Here is a 17,378-nt window from a genome sequence, read left to right on the forward strand (position 1 = left end):
GATCAGTCCTCCGGGGTGGTCGGGTGCCCCAGCAGGGGCGGGGTCGGTGCCGCGGTGGCGGCGAGGCTCCCCAGGAGCTTCAGGCGCTCCTCGGACGGGGTGCCGGGGTCTGCGGTGTACGCGAACATGTACCACTCCGGGGCCGCCAGCAGCTCCAGCGCCTCGTACGACAGCTCGAGGTCCCCGACGTCCGGGTGATGGATCCGTTTGATCCCGGTGCGGTGGTGCCGGACGTTGTGCACGGCCCACCGCCGGCGGAACGCGTCCGAGCGGGTGACGAGCTCCCCGATGAGGTCGGTGAGCTTCGTGTCGCGCGGGTTCTGCCCGGCATAGCCGCGCATCGTGGCGACGATGTCGTCGGCCCCCTGCTCCCAGTGCGGGAAGAACGTCCTGGCCGCAGGGCTCAGGAAGAGGAACCGTGCCGTGTTGCCCCGTCCCTCGGGATCCTCGATCACCGGTCGGTACAGCGCCCTTCCGAGCGCGTTGGCGGCGATGATGTCCATCCGCCGGTCCCGCACCCACACCGGTGCCCCGGTGATGGCGTCGAGGAACCGCTGCAGGCTGGGGCGCATGGTCGGCCCCGGCCGGGACCGGCGGCGCGGAGGGTGGGGGTTCGCCGCCGCGGCCAGGTTGTGCAGGTGGTCCGTCTCGGCCTCGTCCAGGCGCAGGGCCTGGACGAGGGCGTCGAGGATCTCCGGGGAGACGCCCTTGAGGTCGCCGCGCTCCATCTTCGCGTAGTAGTCCACGCTGATGTTCGCGAGCATGGCGACCTCCTCGCGGCGCAGGCCCGGGACCCGGCGGCGGCCGCCCCCGATGAGGCCCGCCTGCTCGGGCGTCACCCTGTCGCGTCGGCTGCGCAGGAACTCGCCGACCTCGTGCCGCTGATCCATGGCGACAACGCTAGGCCGGTCCGGAGGCTTCTGGGGCGTACGGGCAGTACACGGTTGCGCGATCCCTTCCTCGCGCGAGGAGGACGGGGTCCGATGGGGCCATGACCATCCCGGCTCCCGCCGCCGCGCCGGCGCCCGCGCGACTGCTCGTCCCCGCCTCCGCCCTGCTGTGGGGGCTCCAGGTCGCCCTGCTCAGCCCGGCGCTCGCGATCATCCTCGCGACGCTGTACGACGCCTCCACCGCGGACATCGGCTGGACGCTGGCGGTCTACCACGCCGGCGGGTTCCTCGCCGCGCTGCTCATCCCCGCGTGGGCCGACAGGAACCGCTCCTATCTGCAGATCCTGCTGGGCTGCGGCGTGCTGACCATCGCCCTGGCCGGCGCCCTCGCGACGGTGTCCTCCCTCCCGCCGGCGACCGTGGCCCTGGTGGTGCTGGGCGGTCCCGCGGGCCTGGGCACCACGATGCTCTTCGCGCATCTGCGCGACGCGGGGACGACCACCTCCCGGATCGTCGGCACGCGCGCGATCGTCTCCGTCGCCTGGGTGGGCGGGCCGCCGCTGGCGACGCTCATCATCGGCGCGGCCGGGGGTCGCGGCATCCTCGCGGCCCTGGTGGTCATCGCCGTCCTCAACATCGCCACCACCGCGGCGATGATGGCCCGTCGCCGGCGGCTCGACCGCGTCGCCGCGCCGGGCCCGGAGGCCCGGGCTCCCGCTGAGGCGCCCGTCCGGCCCGTCTCGGGCCGGGCCGCGACGATCCTCGTGGTGGCGGCATTCGTGCTCTTCCAGGGCTGCAACGCCACGGCCATGTCCTTCCTGACGCTCTACGTCTCCGGGACCGTCGGCCTGGCGATCCTCTGGGGCGGGATCACCCTCGGCGTCGCCGCCGCCCTCGAGGTCCCCGCTCTGCTCATCATCGGCCGGCTCAGCGACCGGATCCCCCACCTGAGGCTCGTGGCCCTCGGCGCGATCGCCGGGGTCGCCTACTACATCGGCCTCGCCGCGGTCACCGAGCCGATCCTGCTGCTGGCCCTGCAGCCGCTGAACGCGATCAGCGTCGCGGCGATCTCCGGGATCGGACTGGCGCTGTTCCAGGACCTCATCCCCGGCGCGGGCGCCGCGACCGGGCTGTACATGAACACCCGGCGCATCGGCGCCGTCGTCTCCGGGCCGATCATCGCGCTCGGCGCCCTGCCCCTGCTGGGCCAGCGCGGCATCTTCCTCGCCTGCGCGCTCCTCACCCTCGCCGGCCTGGGCCTCGTCCACGCCGCCCGCCGCGCCTCCCCGGCTCGGGCCTCCGTGCCCGCCGACGGCTGAGCAGGCGGGCGGCATCGCGCCCGCGACGGACCGTCCCCTCGCATTCATCCGCCCGCCACGAGACGGCCATGCGCGGGGAGTTCACTGGCCCGCATGGAACGCCCCTCCGCTCCGAACCGCCGTACCCTCCTCCAGGGCGCCGCCGCCGCGGCGCTCGCCACGACCCTGCCGGCCGCGGCCCCCGCCGTCGCCGCCCCGACCCGTCCCACCGGCCCGGTCGGCTCGCGCCTCACGCTTCCCTCCGGCATCCAGACCGGCGACGTCACCTCCTCCAGCGCGGTGCTGTGGTCCCGCGCCAGCGGCGTGGGACGGCTGCACGCCGTGCTGCACCCGCTCGACGCCGACGGCGAGCGCATCACCGGCCGCGGCAGGGGACGGGGCAGGGGGCCGATCACCCTGCGCGGCTCCTGGGCGAGCGCGGACACCGACCTCACGGCGCGGATCAGCGCGAAGGGCCTGCCCGCGGGCACCGCCTTCGAGACCGAGATCTTCTTCGAGGACGAGAACGGCCGCAGGGGCGAGATCGGCAGGGGGAGCTTCCGCACCGCCCCGGGCAGGCGCTCCGACGGCGCGCAGACCTTCGTCTGGACGGCGGACACCGCCGGTCAGGGCTACGGGATCAACCCCGATGTGGGCGGGATGTTCGGCTACGAGACGATGCGCTCGCTCGCCCCGGACTTCTTCCTCCACGCGGGGGACACGATCTACGCCGACGGCCCGATCGCCGAGACCCTCGAGGAGCCCGACGGCGCCATCTGGCGCAACGTCGTCACCGAGGAGGTCTCCAAGGTCGCCGAGACCCTGCAGGAGTTCCGCGGCCGCCACGCCTACAACCTGCTGGACGAGAACGTCCGCGCGATGTACGCGGAGGTCCCCGTCATCGCGACCTGGGACGACCACGAGACCACCAACAACTGGTGGCCCGGCGAGATCCTCGAGGACGAGCGCTACACCGTCCGCGACGTGGACACGCTCGCCGCCCGAGGCCGCCGCGCCTGGCAGGAGTACCAGCCCATCGCCGATCCGCGGGCGATGGGACGGGGCTCCGGCTTCGAGCCGGCGCGCATCTACCGCCGCATCGAGCGCGGACCGGACCTGGACGTCTTCGTCCTGGACATGCGCACCGCCAAGGGAGAGAACACCGCCGGCAGGGAGCAGCAGGCCACCTCGATCTTCGGCGAGGAGCAGCTGCAGTGGCTGTTGGAGGGGCTGCGCACCTCGACCGCGACCTGGAAGGTGATCCTCGCGGACCTCCCGCTGGGCGTCATCGTCCCCGACGGCGAGGGCCAGGAGTCGATCTCGAACGCGGAGGACGGCGCACCGCTGGGCCGCGAGCTGGAGCTGGCCCGCCTGCTGTCGGGGATCAAGCACCAGGGCACGCGGAACATCGTCTTCCTCACCGGCGACGTCCACTACTGCGCCGCCCACCACTACTCCCCCGAGCGCGCCGCGTTCACGGACTTCGACCCGTTCTGGGAGTTCGTGGCCGGCCCCATCAACGCCGGCTCCTTCGGCCCCAACGCGCTGGACGGGACCTTCGGCCCCGAGGTCGACTTCCAGAAGGCCGGTCCCCCGATGGGCTCCCCGCGCGACGGCACCGGCCAGTTCTTCGGCCGGGTCGAGGTGGCGCCGCAAGGCGAGGAGTTCACCGTCGAGCTGATCGACGCGAGTGGGGATGTGCAGTACACCCGGACGCTCACCCCGCAGCGATGAGGGTGCCGCCGGGAGGCGCTTACGGTTCTCCTCCCCCGGGACGTCGGGTCTGCCCCGCTGCGGTGCGGGCGCCGGGAGCATAGCGTGGAGGCCATGACACGCATCTTCGACACCCTGCACGGCCTCGGCTTCCGGCGCGGTCCCCGACGTCTCCTCGGCGGCATCGGCGGGGGCATCTCCGAGAAGCTGGGCTTGAACGTGTGGCTGGTCCGCGCGCTGCTGCTCGCCTCCTTCCTGCTCCCGGTGCTCGGGGTCGGCGCCTACCTGGTGGCGTGGATCCTGCTGCCCTGGCAGGACGGCTCCATCCCTGCGGAGCGCCTGCTGGGCGGGCGGTCCGCGCGCTTCTGAGCCGGCGACGACCGGCCCGGGGAACGGCGGCCGGACGTCGCGGGGGCCGAGCGGCACATCGCGTGGCGCTCCCGCGCCCGGGGGAACGGGGCGTCAGCCGATGACGCGCTCGACGAAGGCGATGATCTCCGCGGCGACCTCGTCGCGGATCTCCGGCTCGTTGTGCACCTCGTGGCGGAATCCTGCCCACACCCGGGTGCGGACGTCGGCATGCCCGTCGCGATGAGCCTGTTGGCGACGTGGTAGGCGCCCTCGCCGTAGCCGGTCACGGGGTCCTCGCTGCCGGCGAGGATGAGCACCGGCAGGTCCGAGGGGAGTCCGTCGTAGAAGCCGGGGCCGTTGGCGGCGTCGTACAGGGCCACGAAGCCGCGCAGGAAGCGCACGCTCATCGGGGCGCCGAAGTTGTTCAGCGGGTCGGCGGCATGATCGCGGACCACGTCCGCGCTGCGCGCGACCCAGTCGGTGGGACCGGCATCGGGGCCGTAGCGCTCGGTGAACCCCGCGAACATCTGCTGGACGAGGGCCTCGGGCGCCGGGGCCTCCGGGTCGGGCAGGGCGGCCAGGGCCGCGCGGTCCAGCCGCTGCTCGAGGCCGTCCATCCCGGCGGCGATCCCGCCCAGCACGAGGCCGTCGAGCGCCGTGCCGGGCTCGGCGGCGAGCGCCCGCGCGATCATCGACCCCCAGGAGTGGCCGAAGACGACGTACGGCAGGTCGGGGTGCCGCTCCGCCGCCCGGGCCCGCAGCGCCTGCTCGTCGGCGACGACGACGCGGTCCGCGTCCTCGCCCGCGTCGGCCCAGATGCCGGAGGTCATGGCGGTGCGCCCGTGGCCGGCATGGTCGTCCGCCACGACGACGAAGCCCTCGTCCAGCAGGCGCGCGATGAGGCGGAGGTAGCGCCGCGAATGCTCGCCGAGCCCGTGGACGAGGTGGACGACCGCCCGCGCCGGGACGACGGGCTCGTACATCCAGGCGCTGATCGTGTCCCGCCCGTTGCTCGAGGGGAGGTCCAGTTCGATCAGTGCCATGCCAGGGCTCCTTCGTGCGACGGCGGACGGAGAGATGCGCTGGTCCGCAACCTAGCATCCGCGTCAGGGCGGCCGATGAACCCTCCGGAGGGCTGCCTCGTGTCCTCGGTGAGGCCCGCGTCGCGGGCGCCCGTCACGAGGAAGTGAGCAGCCCATGAACACCATCGCCCGCATCGCCGCGGCCGCGGCCCTCTCGTTCTGCGCGATCGTCGGCGGTGCCGGCGCCGCGAGCGCCGCCCCGGCGATCCCCGTGAACAACGGGCAGGAGACGACCGGAGCCGAGGGCGGAGGCCACGGCAGGTTCCACTACACCATCGACGGCGACCGGTTCTGCTACACGCTCGAGGTCACCGGGCTCACCGCCGGCGCTGTGGCCGCGCACGTGCACGTCGGCGCGCGGGGCGTCGCCGGCCCCGTCCGGATCCCGCTCTCCGTGCCGGATGCGACATCCTTCGACGTCGAGGGCTGCACGACGGTCGACGACCCGGCGATCCTCGCCGGGATCCAGGAGGATCCGCGCGGCTGGTACGTCAACGTCCATACCCCCACCTACCCCGGCGGCGAGGTGCGCGGACAGCTCAAGTAGCCCGCGCCCCGTCGGTCCTCACGCCGCGGCGCGCTCCAGGCGGGCATCGGCCTGCTCGAGCACGGCCGTCAGCGCCTGCGGCGGCTGGCCCCAGAGGATCTCGCCGCGGGCGTTGTGCAGGGCGGGCCACAGGCTTGCGGCCCATGCCGCCTCCGTCTCCTCCCGCGTGAACGCGGCGCCGCGCGCGTCCTGGTAGGCCTCGAGGAACGCCGCGGAGCTCTCCAGCGGGGCGAGGGTCGGGGTCTCGGCGCTGGCGAACGCCCCGGAGGCGGCGCCGACCAGGGCGGCCTCCGGGAGCCAGGCCGTGCTGTCCCAGTCGTGCACGAGGAAGGGGGAGCTCCCGGCCCAGCGCAGGTTCTGCGCCTCCCAGTCCGCATGGCCCAGCACATGCGGCAGGGACGCGGCGGCCCGCAGCCGCCTGCGGGTGCGGGCGGCGACGGCGACCAGGTCCCCGCGCAGCGAGGCCGCGCCGGGGCGCTGGTCGTGGCGAGGGTTGGGCGGCCAGTGCCCCGGCCCGTCGTGATCCCAGCGCACCCACTCCGGGGCGGGCATCGGCGCGGGGTCACGGAGCCGTGAGGTCACCGCGGTGACGGCGGCGTACAGGCGTGCGGACCGCTCGGCCGCGACGGCGTCGGTGCCGCGATCGATCTCCCCGCCCGGCCGCCATTCCTCGGCGTGCACGGTCAGCTCCCCCGCCCGGCGTCCCTCGGTGAGCGGCCGCGCGCACGGCAGGCCGGCCTCCGCGACGGCCCGCTGGACGGCCAGGCACATGTCCACGCGACCGGTGGGGTCGGGCCGTGCCTTGACCACCACCTCCCGCCCGTCCTCGAGCCGGAGCGCTCGCACGTCGGACATCACGGAGGCCGCCAGCAGCAGCTCCACCGGCCTCGCCCCGAGCTCGCGCCGGCACCACTCGGAGAGCCACGGCTCGATGTCCACGGTTCCCTCATGCGCCATGGGGACACTGTGGCATCGGCGGCCGGGGGCGCGGAAGCGGATTTCCGTCCTGCCGCGGGCCGGGCCGGGCGCATCGGGACGGGCGGAGGGCCGTGCCGTGGGACCTCCCGGCGCCCTCGGTTCCCTCATCGCCGTCAGCGCGGGACACTGGTCGTGTCCCTCGGCGGACCCGCCGCCGGGGCGCCCGACCGGGCCACGGGGAGGCCGTCATGCCGTTCTTCGCACCGTCCACCCACGGGAACGAGCCTGCGGAGCTCGCGTCGTTCCTCGACCAGCAGTGCGCGCAGCTGCGCACGACCGTGCACGGACTCACCGATGAGCAGGTCCGTGCCGCACCGACCGTGAGCGGGCTCTCGCTCGCCGGCCTGCTCGCCCATGTCGCCCAGGTCGTCCACGCGAGCCTGTCCAGCGTGGCCATGGCGCCCCGCACGTTCGAGCTGTCCCAGTACGCGGAGCTCAACGAGCGGATCGGGCTCGACGGGATCTTCGGCGGGGCGGAGACCCCGGACCTGTCGCGGGACGAGCTCCTCGCCGTGTACGACCGGGGTACCGCCCTCATCCGGGATCCGACCGTCCGGGACGTCCCCCTCGACCGGGAGATCCCCCTCCCGGACGCACCGTGGGCCCCTCCGGACTTCCACATCGATGCGCGGTGGATGTGGCTGCACCTGTGCACGGAGGTCGCCCGGCACGTCGGGCACGCGGACATCATCCGGGAGACGATCGACGGGGCGACCTCCTTCGACCTCAACGACGCGGTCGATGCCGCGGAGCACACGGCCGAATAGGCACCCGGCCCGCGCGGGCCGCCCCCTCCTGACGCAGCGCCGCGGATCCGCCGGGCGCAGCCGCCGATCTCGAAACTCTCCGAAACCGCTTCCCTGGGCTTTCGTCACCGCACTAGGCTCGCCGCGGAGCGCAGAGATCGCGCTTCCTCGGCGCAGAGCCCGAAGGAGAGCTCATGACCACGACCTCGGCCACCGGCGACGCCCCTGCGGCGCCCGCGCCGCACGGGATGACCCCGATCGAGACCCCCGCCCAGCCCGAGGCGATCGAGCTCGACACGGGGCTGCCGCCGGACGTCTCGGCACCGGAGGCCTGGCACCGCGAGTACGGCAGCGTGTTCGCGCGCAACGTCAGCACCGCCACGCTCACGCCCTTCCTTCCCGACCCGGCGGCGGCCACGGGGACCGCCGTGATCGTGGCCCCGGGCGGTGGGTTCCTGTCCCTGTCCATGGAGAACGAGGGCTGGGACGTGGCGCGTGCGCTCGCGGACCGCGGCGTCGCCGCCTTCGTGCTGAAGTACCGCCTGCGGCCCACCCCGGAGGATCTCGACGGCTTCGCCGCGGCGATCCGGGAGATGCTGGCAGGCCCCCTCCCCTCGCACCGGCACGATCCGGAGGCCGAGCTGGGCGCCCTGGACCTGCAGGTCGCCGACGCCCGCGCGGCGTTCGCCCTCGTGCGCCGCCGCGCGTCGGAGTGGGCGGTCGATCCCGAGCGCATCGGCATGGTCGGGTTCTCCGCCGGCGCCATGCTCACGGTCGCCACCGCCCTCGTCGGCGAAGATGCGAGACCGGCCTTCCTCGGCGACATCTACGGCCCTCTCACCGCGTTCGAGGTCCCCGCGGACGCGCCGCCGCTGTTCATCGCCCTGGCCGCGGACGACGGCCTGATGGACGCGCGCGGGTTCCCCCTCGTCGAGAGCTGGCGCGATGCCGGGCGGCCCGTCGAGCTCCACTTCTACGAGCGGGGCGGGCACGGGTTCGGCATGTATCCGAAAGAGACCACCAGCACCGACTGGTTCGCCTCCTTCGTGAATTGGATGAGGATGCACGGCCTCCTCGACGGGACGGGAGGCGGGCGCGAGGGGTCCGATCCTGCGAGAGTGGGGGCATGACCGATCCGTCGCCGCTCGAGTCCGGCCCCTTCTTCCACGGCACGCGCGCGCAGCTCGCGCCCGGCGACCGCCTCACGCCCGGGCACGCCTCGAACTATCGGCCGGAGGTGATCATGCATCACGTCTACTTCACGGCTCTGCGCGACGGCGCCGGGCTGGCAGCGGAGATCGCGGCGATGCTCGGCCCCGAGGGCGCGCAGCCCCACGTGTACCGGGTGGAGCCGACCGGGCCCTTCGAGGATGATCCGAACGTCACCGACAAGAAGTTCCCCGGCAACCCCACCCGGTCCTTCCGGACGAGCTCGCCGATGCTCGTCCTCGAGGAGATCACGGACTGGACGCGTCAGACCCCGCAGGCCCTGGAGACATGGCGGGCGCGGATCGCGCAGATGCGCGAGAGCGCCGCCGAGATCATCAACTGACCGGCACGGCGGCGCGGCCGTCCACCACGTGCACGAGCTCGTCCAGACACTCGCGGTGCACGAGGTCGTGGGTCACCAGCAGGGTGGCCGTGCCCCGCTCCCGGGTGAGGCGGGCGATCAGCCGCATGATCTCGGCCCCGCGCTCCTGATCCAGGGCGCTGGTCGGTTCGTCGACCAGGAGCACATCGGGCTCGTGGACGAGGGCCCGCGCGATCGCGACCCTCTGGCGCTGCCCGCCGGAGAGCTGGTGGGGCCGCCTGCCGGCATGCTCGGAGAGCCCGACCGCGTGCAGGAGCTCCTCGACGCGGGCGTCGATGCGCGCCCGCCGGCTCGCGCCGCGCCGGCCTCCGAGACGGCCCATCACCTGCAGCTGCTCTCGGGCGGTGAGCGCCGGGAGCAGATGGGACTGCTGGAAGACGATGCCGATGCGCTCGCGCCGCAGCGTGGTCGCATCGCGGGCCGAGAGCTGCGCCGCGTCGATCGCGGACGGCCCGTCGCCGAGGAGGACGCGGCCGGAGTCCGGGCGGATCAGCGTGGCGGCGACGGCGAGGATGCTGGACTTCCCCGACCCGGACGGGCCGGTGATGCCGGTGACGACGCCGTTCTCGCCGCGCAGGCTGGCACGGTCCACGGCGGTGATGCGCCCGGCGCCGTCGGGGAAGGTCAGGGTGACGTCCTGCAGAGCGATCATCGGGTGCTCCCCAGGGCGGTGAGCGGGTCGGCGCGGGTGATCGAGCGCAGGGCCGATGCCGCACCGCACAGCCCGAGCGCGGCCATCACGGCGGCGGGGGCGAGGGTGGTCAGCGGGCTGAGGACGAACGGGAGCGCCCGGCCGGCCAGCGCGCCCAGGCCGAGGACGGCGAGGAGTCCCGTGCCGATCCCGCCGGCGAGGACGAGGAGCGCCTGGCCCAGGGAGTCGCGCACGAGGGACCCGGTGCTCGCGCCGATGGCCTTGAGCACGGCGACGTCCCCGGCGCGCTGCATCGTCCAGACCGTGAAGAACGCGCCGACGACGAGGGCGGAGATGCCGAAGAGCATGGCGATCATCATCCCGAGCGACCCGATCTCGGACCGGAACGCCTCCAGGGCGGTCAGGCTGGACGCCGGGCTCTTCGCGACGGTGCCGGTGCCGGCCCCGACCGCCTCCCAGTCGGGGTCGCCGGTGACGGCGAGGACGGTGGCCTCCCCCGTGCCGCCGAGCCGCATGCTCGCCTCGCGCCATGCCGCGGGGGTCATGGCGATCACGGGCATGTGGCTGTACCAGAGATCCTCCCCGGCCGCGACGACGGTGAGGTCGTGCCCCGCGATGGTGATCGTGTCGCCGGTGCGGACGTCGAGGGCCTCGGCCGCCCCCGCGGAGAGTCCGACCTCGTTGTCGCGGGAGGGCGCGAGGGCGAGCACCGAGCCGGAGGGCGTGCCCGAGGCGCCCTGCGGGAGTCCGAACAGCGCCACCCCGGAGGCGTCGTCGGAGCCTGCGGCCGAGGCCCGCGCCGGGGCGATCCCGACGGGCGTCACGGTCTGCACGCCGTCCGCCTCGGCCCACGCCGCCGCGACGTCCTCGCCGAGGGAGGAGGTCGCGAAGCGGGGCTCGCCGGCGCCGGGCTGCTGGAGCACGAGCCGGTCCCCGGGCAGCTGGAGGACCGCGGAGACGTTCTGCGCGGCGAGGCCCCCGGTGAGGCCCGAGAGGAAGCCGACGAGCAGGGTGATCAGGGCGACGACGGCCCCGATGAGGAGGAACCGGCCGCGGGCGTACCGCAGCTCTCTCCAGGCGACGAACACGATGATGCCTTTCCGCCGACGCACTCTGCGCCGGCTCCTGCCCCACTCTCGCGGCGGAGGGCGAGGCCCGGCATCGCCAGAACCGGCGGTCCGGCGATCGAACTTTCGATGGATGGGGCGGGCGGGCGGCTGGCATAGGCTGAGCCGGCCATGCCGCATTCGACCCTCGCTCCGGTGTTCCTCGGGCTCCGCCTCGGCCTGCACGTCCTCCTCATCGGACTCACGGCCTTCGCCGCCGGCCGCGCCCTCGCCACGCAGTCCCCGGACGCGCCGGCGATGCTGGCCGTCGGCGCCGCGTTCGTCGCGGTCTATCTCCTGGGGGCGCGCGCGGCCCGATCCGGGCGGGTCGTCGGCTCGGCGCCCCGCGCTCCGGTGCTCGCATGGGCTGCCGCCCTCACGGTCCTGTGGGCCGTGCTCGTGTGGCTCAGCCCCGAGGGCGCCTACCTGGTCTTCCCTCTGTTCTTCCTGTATCTCCACGTCATCCCCGGCCGCGGCGGCGTCGCGGCCGTGGTCGTCACCGCAGGCTTCGCGATCCTCGCCCTCGGGCTCCACCTCGGCTTCAGCGTGGGCGGCGTGGTCGGCCCTCTGGTCGCCGCCGCCGTGGCGCTCCTCATCGGCGCCGCGTCGAGAGCTCTGAGGCGGGAGGCCGCCGAGCGCGAGGAGCTGGTCGCGGAGCTCACGCGGACCCGGCAGCAGCTCGCGGAGACCGAGCGCCAGCAGGGGGCTCTGGCCGAGCGCGCCCGTCTGGCCCGCGACATCCACGACACCGTCGCCCAGGGCCTCTCGAGCATCCAGATGCTCCTGCGTGCTGCGGAGCGCGAGATCTCCGGTCCCGGTGCGGAGCATGTGGCGCTGGCCCGCGAGACCGCTGCCGACAGCCTCGCCGACACCCGCCAGATCATCCGCGAGCTCACCCCGGCACGTCTGGACGACGGCCTCGCGGCGGCGCTGCGACGGCTCGGCGAGGAGCACACCCGCCGCGGCCCGGTCCCGGTCGAGGTCTCCGCCACGGACGTCGATCTGGCGATGGGTCCCCAGACCGCGCTGCTGCGCATCGCCCAGGGCGCGCTGTCCAACGTCGCCCGGCACGCGCAGGCCTCGCACGTCGCCGTGGAGCTGACGGCCGACGGGGACGGGGCGACGCTGACGGTGCGCGACGACGGGCAGGGATTCGACGTGGCCACGGCCGTGTCCGACTCCCACGAGGCGGGCTCCTTCGGGCTCCAGGCCATGCGGGAGCGCGTCGAGCAGCTCGACGGCCGCCTCGACATCGCCTCGGCTCCGGGCCGAGGGGCGACCGTGACCGTCCGGCTGCCCCGCCGGCCCGGGCCGGGGAGCCGTCCATGATCCGGATCGTGCTGGCCGACGACCATCCCGTGGTGCGGGCCGGGCTGCGCGCCATGCTCGCGAGCGCCGCCGACCTGGAGGTCGTCGCGGACGCCACGACCCCGGATGACGCGGTCGCCCGCGCCGTCGACCTCGAGCCCGACGTCGTGCTGATGGACCTGCAGTTCGGCACCGAGCAGACCGGTGCCGACGCCACGCGCCGCATCCGCGCCCTCCCGGGGGCGCCGGCGGTGCTGGTTCTCACCAACTACGACACCGACACCGACATCCTCGGCGCGGTCGAGGCCGGCGCGAGCGGGTATCTGCTCAAGGACGCGCCCCCGGACGAGCTCGTCGCCGCAGTGCGCGCCGCCGCCGCCGGCGAGACGGCGCTCGCGCCGGCCATCGCCTGCCGGCTGCTCGCCCGGATGCGGTCCCCGCGGCCCGGGCTCAGCGCCCGGGAGACCGAGGTGCTGCAGCTCGTGGCCGTTGGGGCGTCGAACAGCGACATCGCACGCCGCCTCCACATCAGCGAGGCCACGGTGAAGTCGCACCTGGTGCATGTCTTCACCAAGCTGGGCGTCTCCTCGCGCACGGCCGCCGTCGCCGCGGCGCGGGATGCGGGGATCCTCCGCTAGGCTCCCCGCCGGTCATCGGGGGCGGATCCCGGCCCCGAGGACGGCGAGGACGGCCGCGGCGGCGAAGGCGATGGCCGGGCTCCTCCCGTCGGAGACGGCTCCGACCACGGGTGCGCCCACGGCCTGCCCGACGGCGATGAGGAGGAAGGCCAGCCCCACCCCCGCGGCTGGAGCCTGGGGATAGACCTCGGTCCCCCAGATCAGCAGCAGCCCGCTCAGGGCGATGTAGGAGGCGCCGAAGACGGCGGAGGCCAGCGGCGCCACAGCCAGGACGCCCGGGAGCACCGCGAGGACCACCGTCGAGGCCGCCAGGGCGAGCATCAGGGCCGACCAGCTCGCCCGGATGCCGAACCGTCGGATCAGGTCGCCGGCCGCGGCCCCAGGTGACGCCTTCGGCCTTGACGAGCGGTCCTGCATCGACTCCCCGGCTTGGTAGCGGTCGCCCCACCGCTTCACGGTGGGCCTGGAGACCTGGAATCGGGCGGCGACCTCACTGATCGGCCAGTCGTCATCGACGACGAGGCGGGCGACGATCAGGCGGTGGCGCGGGGTGAGCGCTGCGTTCGTGTGTGACATGCGGATCTCCTTGCGCGGATGGCTGGCCACCCCTCGGCGCTGGTCACTCTGGGTGCTGCCGCGCCGCGTAATGGTGCAGAGCCCGGCTCGCATACTTGGCGGCTTCGGCTCCGCCGAATGCGCGGTGGAAGTCGGGGTTGTTGAGGTAGGCGTCGGCCATGCCGTGGAGCATGTCTTGAGTGTTAACGGCGTCGCCAGAGTGAGCGGGGGTGCCTGGGACCTGCGCGAACCACGCGGCGTGCCTCGCGGCGTGCTCCTGGGCCGTAGTGTCGGACGGGTCGCCTCCCGCTTGCTGCAGGCGGCCCCAGACAGCGAGGAGCTCCTCGGCGTCTGCTTGGAACTGACGTTGCTGGTCGATGCTCTTGGCGTGCCACCACGCGTTGGACTGCTCGAACACGTCGCGGCCCCATCGGCGGGTGACTTCGTCCTCGTAGCGGTCGTTGAAGCCCTCGAGCATCATGTCCATCCGCGGCTGACGGCCCGCGCGGCGCATTTCCAGGGCGTGCTCGACCGCGGTGATGCGTCGCGCGAGGGCGTCGTGATCCCAGTGCAGCTGGGCAAGCTGTGCTTCGAGGGCCCCGACCTCGGAGGCTTGGTCGTCCTCTTCGGCCAGGGCATCGGCGATGGCAGGCAAGGACATCCCTGCCTCGCGCAGTAGCAGGATGCGCTGCAGGCGAGCAACAGCGGTGGGGCCGTAGTACCGGTAGCCGTTGCTCCCGATCCGATCCGGGGTCAAGAGGCCGATCTGGTGGTAGTGGCGCAGGGTCCGCGGGCTGATCCCTGCCCGGGCCGCGAGCTCGCGGACGGTCCACTCCACCATCTCGGTCCTCCTATCAGCCTTCGCCGCGCGTCAGGCTCAACTGTGGCAGAGCGACCTCCAGGATCTGGGCGGACGGCGTGGTTACGCACTCTGCGGCCGTACGGCCCGTCGCGTCCAGGTAGGTCCGGACGATGCGCGCTCCGGCCGCGTACCCGGCACCGGTGGGCAGCCCAACCGGTGTGGAGCCGAAGAGGCGGGCGCTCGTGTCCCCGAGCACCCACGCCGCGAAGTCCTGCATGCCCGTGACGTTCAGCCCCTCGGCGACCCGGCGCAGCACCTCGTCACTTTTGCGAGTCTCATCGGCGACGAAGTGCGTGTACCCGCGTCGCTCGTAGGTGCTCGCGGCGAACAGGTCGGCCAACCCTTCGGCGACGACGTGCTCGCCGACGGTCACGGTTTGCGGGTTCCACACGACACCGCCCGGTGAGTAGCGGACGTTGTGGTGCAGCTCGTGCAGCGCGATCGCCTCCAACCGCCCCAGAACCTCGTCGGTGGGCCAGATGGTGATGGCGATGTAGCTGCTCATCCCGCCGAAAGCCGACAGGCCCTTCACCTCGTCCATGAAGTGCGAGTTGGTCGGGTCGCCCAGCATGAGGAGCACCGTGAGGTCGGGAATCCTGACGTCAGGGCCGGCCGCGGCCAGGTCCCGCGCGCCCTCGGTAAGGGCCCGCTCGACGCGCTGCCAGGCGTCGGCCTGCTCTAGAGCCCGGAGGGCGTCCTCCACCTGCTCGCGTGGCGCGTTCTGGCCGAAGCCGAAGTTCTGGCCGTGGACAGCGACCAGGTCGGGGCCGCCGGGGATGAAGAAGTACATTCCGGCCATCGGTTCCCACAACTGCCGGACCGCCTGCGGCCACCGCCCAGGCCTGCTCGCCAACATTGCGCGCATTCCCGGCGCACTGTCGATCATCGTGATTGTCATGTCAGTGCACGGTAAAGATTGACGCTACGGCAAGGTCAACCCCGCCGTCTCGATCAACGTGTCTGGTCAGCGCAGCTAGCCGCACATGCGAGACCATCGCGACCTCTCGCCCGTCGGCCGGACCATAGGGCGCGGGCCGCTCAGCCGCGCGGAGCGGAGCCTCCCGCCGCGGCCGCGCGGGCGAGCCATGCCGGGGTGCGGCCGGGACGCTGCGGCGGGATGAGCTCGCCGGCCTCGCAGCAGGCGACCAGCTGGCGCGCCCGCCGCTCGCGCGTGGCCTGCTGCTTGGCGGACATGATCCAGTGCCGCACGGCCTTGCGGTACCCGGGGGTCGCCGCGGAGAGGAATGCGAGGGCGCCGGGCGAGGCGTCGAGGACGGCCTGGAGATCGGCGGCGAGCTCCGCCTCCGGGTTCTCGTGCGAGTAGGTGCCCGAGCGGGCGGCCGTGCGGCGCTCGAACGCGGCGATGCCGGCCGGGTGCATCCGCCCGGCCGCCGTCAGCCGCTCGACGTGCGCGATGTTGACGTTCGACCAGGTGCTGGCGGCCTTGCGCGGCGTCCAGCGCTGGCGGCGCGAGTCCGCGTCGATCTTCTGGGAGACCGAGTCGATCCACCCGAAGCACAGCGCCTCCAGGACGGCCTCGCCCCAGGTGAGCCCGCGGTCCGGGACGTGGGCGAGCTTCAGCCCCATCCACAGCTCCGTCTCGGTGGCGTGGTGGCGCTCGAGCCAGCTGCGGAACTCCGCGGCGTCGCGGAAGAAGATCGCGGGGCGCTCCGCGGTGCCGCCGGGGGTTCCGGGATCATCGGACATGCGCCCAGTCTACGAAGCGCCCGGCGCGCGGCGCCGTGCCGCGCAGCCGGCCGCCCCCTGGCCGCCGGCACGAGGAACTCAGCGCAGGACGCGGTAGCGGAGGTGGGTCTCGCTCGCATAGGCCGAGGTCTCGAGGCGCTCGAGCTCGATGTGCCGTCCCAGCCCGGCGAACAGCGGGATCCCCTCCCCCAGCAGGACCGGCGCGACGTCGAGGTGGATCTCGTCGACCAGCCCCAGCCGGAGGCACTGCCGCGCGATGCTCCCTCCGAGCAGGCTGACCCAGCCCTCGCCCGCCGCCTGCTCCGCCGCGGCGACCGCCTGCGCGATGTCGTCGACGACGAAGGTGTAGGTGATGCCGTCGCGCTCGATCGGTGCGTGCTCGGTGCGGGTCATGAGGAACACGGGCACCTTCAGCATGCCGCCGTACGGGATCTCGCCGTCCTCGATCGTCTGCGTCGCGTTCGCTCCCCCGACCACCGCGCCGATGCGTGCGAGGACCTTCTGGACGACCGCGTCGTCCTCGGGGGCGGACGGGCGACCGAACATCCAGTCGACCCCTCCGTCGGATTCCGCGATGTACCCGTCGAGGGTCATCGTCGCGTGGATGATCGTCCGAGCCATGATCGACTCCTGTCCCGTAGATGGTGAGTCACTCGACTCACCTCTCAGACGGTACCGGGCCACCAGTGGTGAGTCAACCGACTCACCTCATGGGATACTCGACCCGTGCCAGCCCAGCCCTCCCCGTACCACCAGGGGATCGCCGCGACGAACCGCGCCGCGATCCTCGACGCGGCGATGCGGCTGTTCCTCGAGTCCGGGTACGACCGCACGTCCCTGGCCCGGGTCGCCCGGGAGGCGGGCGTCTCCCGCGCGACCCTGTTCAAGCAGTTCCCGACGAAGGCCGAGCTGTTCGAGGCGACGGTGCTCGCCGCGGGCGGCTCGCCCGACGCCGAGGTCGTCGACCCTCCGACGGGAGATCTCCTCGGCGGCCTGGTGGAGCTGGGCCGCGCGTACACGGAGCTGCTGACCCGCCCGCGCATGATCTCCCTGATGCGCGCCGTGATCGCCGAGTCGCCGACCTTCCCGGAGCTGCGGGAGCGCACCTTCGACTTCGGGACCCTGCCGGTGCTCGCCGCCCTCGGGCGCTACCTCCGGGCGGAGCACGCGGCGGGGCGGGCCGACATCGAGGATCCGGACCTCATATCGGCCCAGTTCCTGGGGATGATCGCCTCCGCGGTGTTCTGGCCTCGCCTCGTGCACGGCACCTGGACGATCACGGAGGAGGAGCAGCGGCGCGTCGTCGAGGAGGCCGCGCGCACGATCGCCGCGCGCTGCGCCTCCCCCTGACGCG

Annotated in this window: 19 protein-coding genes and 1 pseudogene; 10 read left to right on the forward strand and 10 right to left on the reverse strand. The window is 73.5% G+C overall.

The genetic code is table 11. The features are described 5' to 3' along the window. Positions 1–2 precede the first annotated feature (2 nt). On the reverse strand, positions 3–890 hold the full coding sequence (locus tag ABD234_RS07860) for a helix-turn-helix transcriptional regulator (RefSeq protein WP_344354981.1): 888 nt from the start codon (positions 888–890) through the stop codon (positions 3–5). 101 nt (positions 891–991) lie between these two features. Here ABD234_RS07860 and ABD234_RS07865 point away from each other — a divergent pair, with 101 nt between their 5' ends. The 3 genes from ABD234_RS07865 to ABD234_RS07875 all read left to right on the forward strand — a co-directional run bounded on the left by ABD234_RS07865 (position 992) and on the right by ABD234_RS07875 (position 4,270). Beyond that, the gene (locus tag ABD234_RS07865) at positions 992–2,209 is read left to right on the forward strand and encodes an MFS transporter (protein ID WP_344354984.1); all 1,218 of its coding nucleotides are present in this window, start codon (positions 992–994) and stop codon (positions 2,207–2,209) included. Between the two features lie 93 nt (positions 2,210–2,302). Next, a complete protein-coding gene (locus tag ABD234_RS07870; protein ID WP_344354987.1) occupies positions 2,303–3,922 on the forward strand; it encodes an alkaline phosphatase D family protein in 1,620 nt (539 codons plus the stop codon). 93 nt (positions 3,923–4,015) lie between these two features. After that, entirely contained in the window at positions 4,016–4,270 is a 255-nt protein-coding gene (locus ABD234_RS07875) for a PspC domain-containing protein (protein ID WP_038371042.1), read from the forward strand. Here the strand turns inward: ABD234_RS07875 and ABD234_RS07880 are convergent. Continuing rightward, a complete protein-coding gene (locus tag ABD234_RS07880; protein WP_344354993.1) occupies positions 4,183–5,295 on the reverse strand; it encodes an alpha/beta fold hydrolase in 1,113 nt (370 codons plus the stop codon). The genes ABD234_RS07875 and ABD234_RS07880 overlap by 88 nt on opposite strands. Before the next feature lie 154 nt (positions 5,296–5,449). Here ABD234_RS07880 and ABD234_RS07885 point away from each other — a divergent pair, with 154 nt between their 5' ends. Continuing rightward, the gene (locus tag ABD234_RS07885) at positions 5,450–5,881 is read left to right on the forward strand and encodes a CHRD domain-containing protein (protein WP_038370714.1); all 432 of its coding nucleotides are present in this window, start codon (positions 5,450–5,452) and stop codon (positions 5,879–5,881) included. Positions 5,882–5,899: 18 nt separating this feature from the next. Here ABD234_RS07885 and ABD234_RS07890 read toward each other — a convergent pair whose 3' ends face one another. Then, positions 5,900–6,838 (reverse strand): aminoglycoside phosphotransferase/kinase family protein, encoded by a 939-nt coding sequence (locus ABD234_RS07890; protein WP_344354997.1) that lies wholly within the window; start codon positions 6,836–6,838, stop codon positions 5,900–5,902. Positions 6,839–7,047: 209 nt separating this feature from the next. On the opposite strand from ABD234_RS07890, the gene ABD234_RS07895 reads away from it, so the two are divergent. The 3 genes from ABD234_RS07895 (at position 7,048) to arr (ending at position 9,157) form a co-directional block, all read left to right on the forward strand. Beyond that, complete coding sequence (locus tag ABD234_RS07895) at positions 7,048–7,626, forward strand: mycothiol transferase (protein WP_344355000.1); 579 nt, start codon at positions 7,048–7,050, stop codon at positions 7,624–7,626. 173 nt (positions 7,627–7,799) lie between these two features. Continuing rightward, positions 7,800–8,735 (forward strand): alpha/beta hydrolase, encoded by a 936-nt coding sequence (locus ABD234_RS07900; RefSeq protein WP_344355003.1) that lies wholly within the window; start codon positions 7,800–7,802, stop codon positions 8,733–8,735. Further along, positions 8,732–9,157 (forward strand): NAD(+)--rifampin ADP-ribosyltransferase, encoded by a 426-nt coding sequence (gene arr / locus ABD234_RS07905; protein WP_038370710.1) that lies wholly within the window; start codon positions 8,732–8,734, stop codon positions 9,155–9,157. The genes ABD234_RS07900 and arr overlap by 4 nt, the downstream gene beginning before the upstream one ends. On the opposite strand, the gene ABD234_RS07910 is transcribed toward arr, so the two are convergent. Both ABD234_RS07910 and ABD234_RS07915 read right to left on the reverse strand, forming a co-directional pair. Beyond that, a complete protein-coding gene (locus tag ABD234_RS07910; protein ID WP_344355007.1) occupies positions 9,150–9,848 on the reverse strand; it encodes an ABC transporter ATP-binding protein in 699 nt (232 codons plus the stop codon). The two genes, arr and ABD234_RS07910, sit on opposite strands and share 8 nt — an antisense overlap. After that, complete coding sequence (locus ABD234_RS07915) at positions 9,845–10,936, reverse strand: ABC transporter permease (RefSeq protein ID WP_344355010.1); 1,092 nt, start codon at positions 10,934–10,936, stop codon at positions 9,845–9,847. Before ABD234_RS07915 ends, ABD234_RS07910 begins: the two co-directional genes overlap by 4 nt. A 150-nt stretch (positions 10,937–11,086) precedes the next feature. Here ABD234_RS07915 and ABD234_RS07920 point away from each other — a divergent pair, with 150 nt between their 5' ends. Then, complete coding sequence (locus ABD234_RS07920; RefSeq protein ID WP_344355013.1) at positions 11,087–12,283, forward strand: ATP-binding protein; 1,197 nt, start codon at positions 11,087–11,089, stop codon at positions 12,281–12,283. After that, positions 12,280–12,900 carry a response regulator gene (locus tag ABD234_RS07925; protein ID WP_344355016.1) on the forward strand — a complete coding sequence of 207 codons (621 nt, stop codon included), beginning with the start codon at positions 12,280–12,282 and terminating at the stop codon, positions 12,898–12,900. Before ABD234_RS07920 ends, ABD234_RS07925 begins: the two co-directional genes overlap by 4 nt. Before the next feature lie 351 nt (positions 12,901–13,251). Here ABD234_RS07925 and ABD234_RS19180 read toward each other — a convergent pair. The 5 genes and pseudogenes from ABD234_RS19180 to ABD234_RS07950 all read right to left on the reverse strand — a co-directional run. Further along, positions 13,252–13,476 (reverse strand): annotated as a pseudogene (locus tag ABD234_RS19180) (helix-turn-helix domain-containing protein); the annotation flags it as partial. A gap of 43 nt (positions 13,477–13,519) precedes the next feature. Then, complete coding sequence (locus tag ABD234_RS07935; protein WP_344355022.1) at positions 13,520–14,296, reverse strand: MerR family transcriptional regulator; 777 nt, start codon at positions 14,294–14,296, stop codon at positions 13,520–13,522. A 13-nt stretch (positions 14,297–14,309) separates the two neighbouring features. Further along, positions 14,310–15,215: a DUF2268 domain-containing putative Zn-dependent protease gene (locus tag ABD234_RS07940; protein ID WP_344355025.1), complete on the reverse strand. Its 906-nt coding sequence runs from the start codon at positions 15,213–15,215 to the stop codon at positions 14,310–14,312. A 140-nt stretch (positions 15,216–15,355) separates the two neighbouring features. After that, positions 15,356–16,024, reverse strand: coding sequence for a YdeI/OmpD-associated family protein (locus ABD234_RS07945; protein ID WP_344355027.1), 669 nt, complete (start codon positions 16,022–16,024; stop codon positions 15,356–15,358). 78 nt (positions 16,025–16,102) lie between these two features. Next, the gene (locus ABD234_RS07950) at positions 16,103–16,645 is read right to left on the reverse strand and encodes a dihydrofolate reductase family protein (RefSeq protein WP_344355030.1); all 543 of its coding nucleotides are present in this window, start codon (positions 16,643–16,645) and stop codon (positions 16,103–16,105) included. A gap of 105 nt (positions 16,646–16,750) precedes the next feature. Between ABD234_RS07950 and ABD234_RS07955 the strand changes: the two genes are divergently transcribed. After that, positions 16,751–17,374 carry a TetR/AcrR family transcriptional regulator gene (locus ABD234_RS07955; protein WP_038370702.1) on the forward strand — a complete coding sequence of 208 codons (624 nt, stop codon included), beginning with the start codon at positions 16,751–16,753 and terminating at the stop codon, positions 17,372–17,374. Positions 17,375–17,378 lie beyond the last annotated feature (4 nt).

This window comes from Brachybacterium phenoliresistens (assembly GCF_039530785.1).
GTDB classification, from domain to species: Bacteria; Actinomycetota; Actinomycetes; order Actinomycetales; family Dermabacteraceae; genus Brachybacterium; species Brachybacterium phenoliresistens.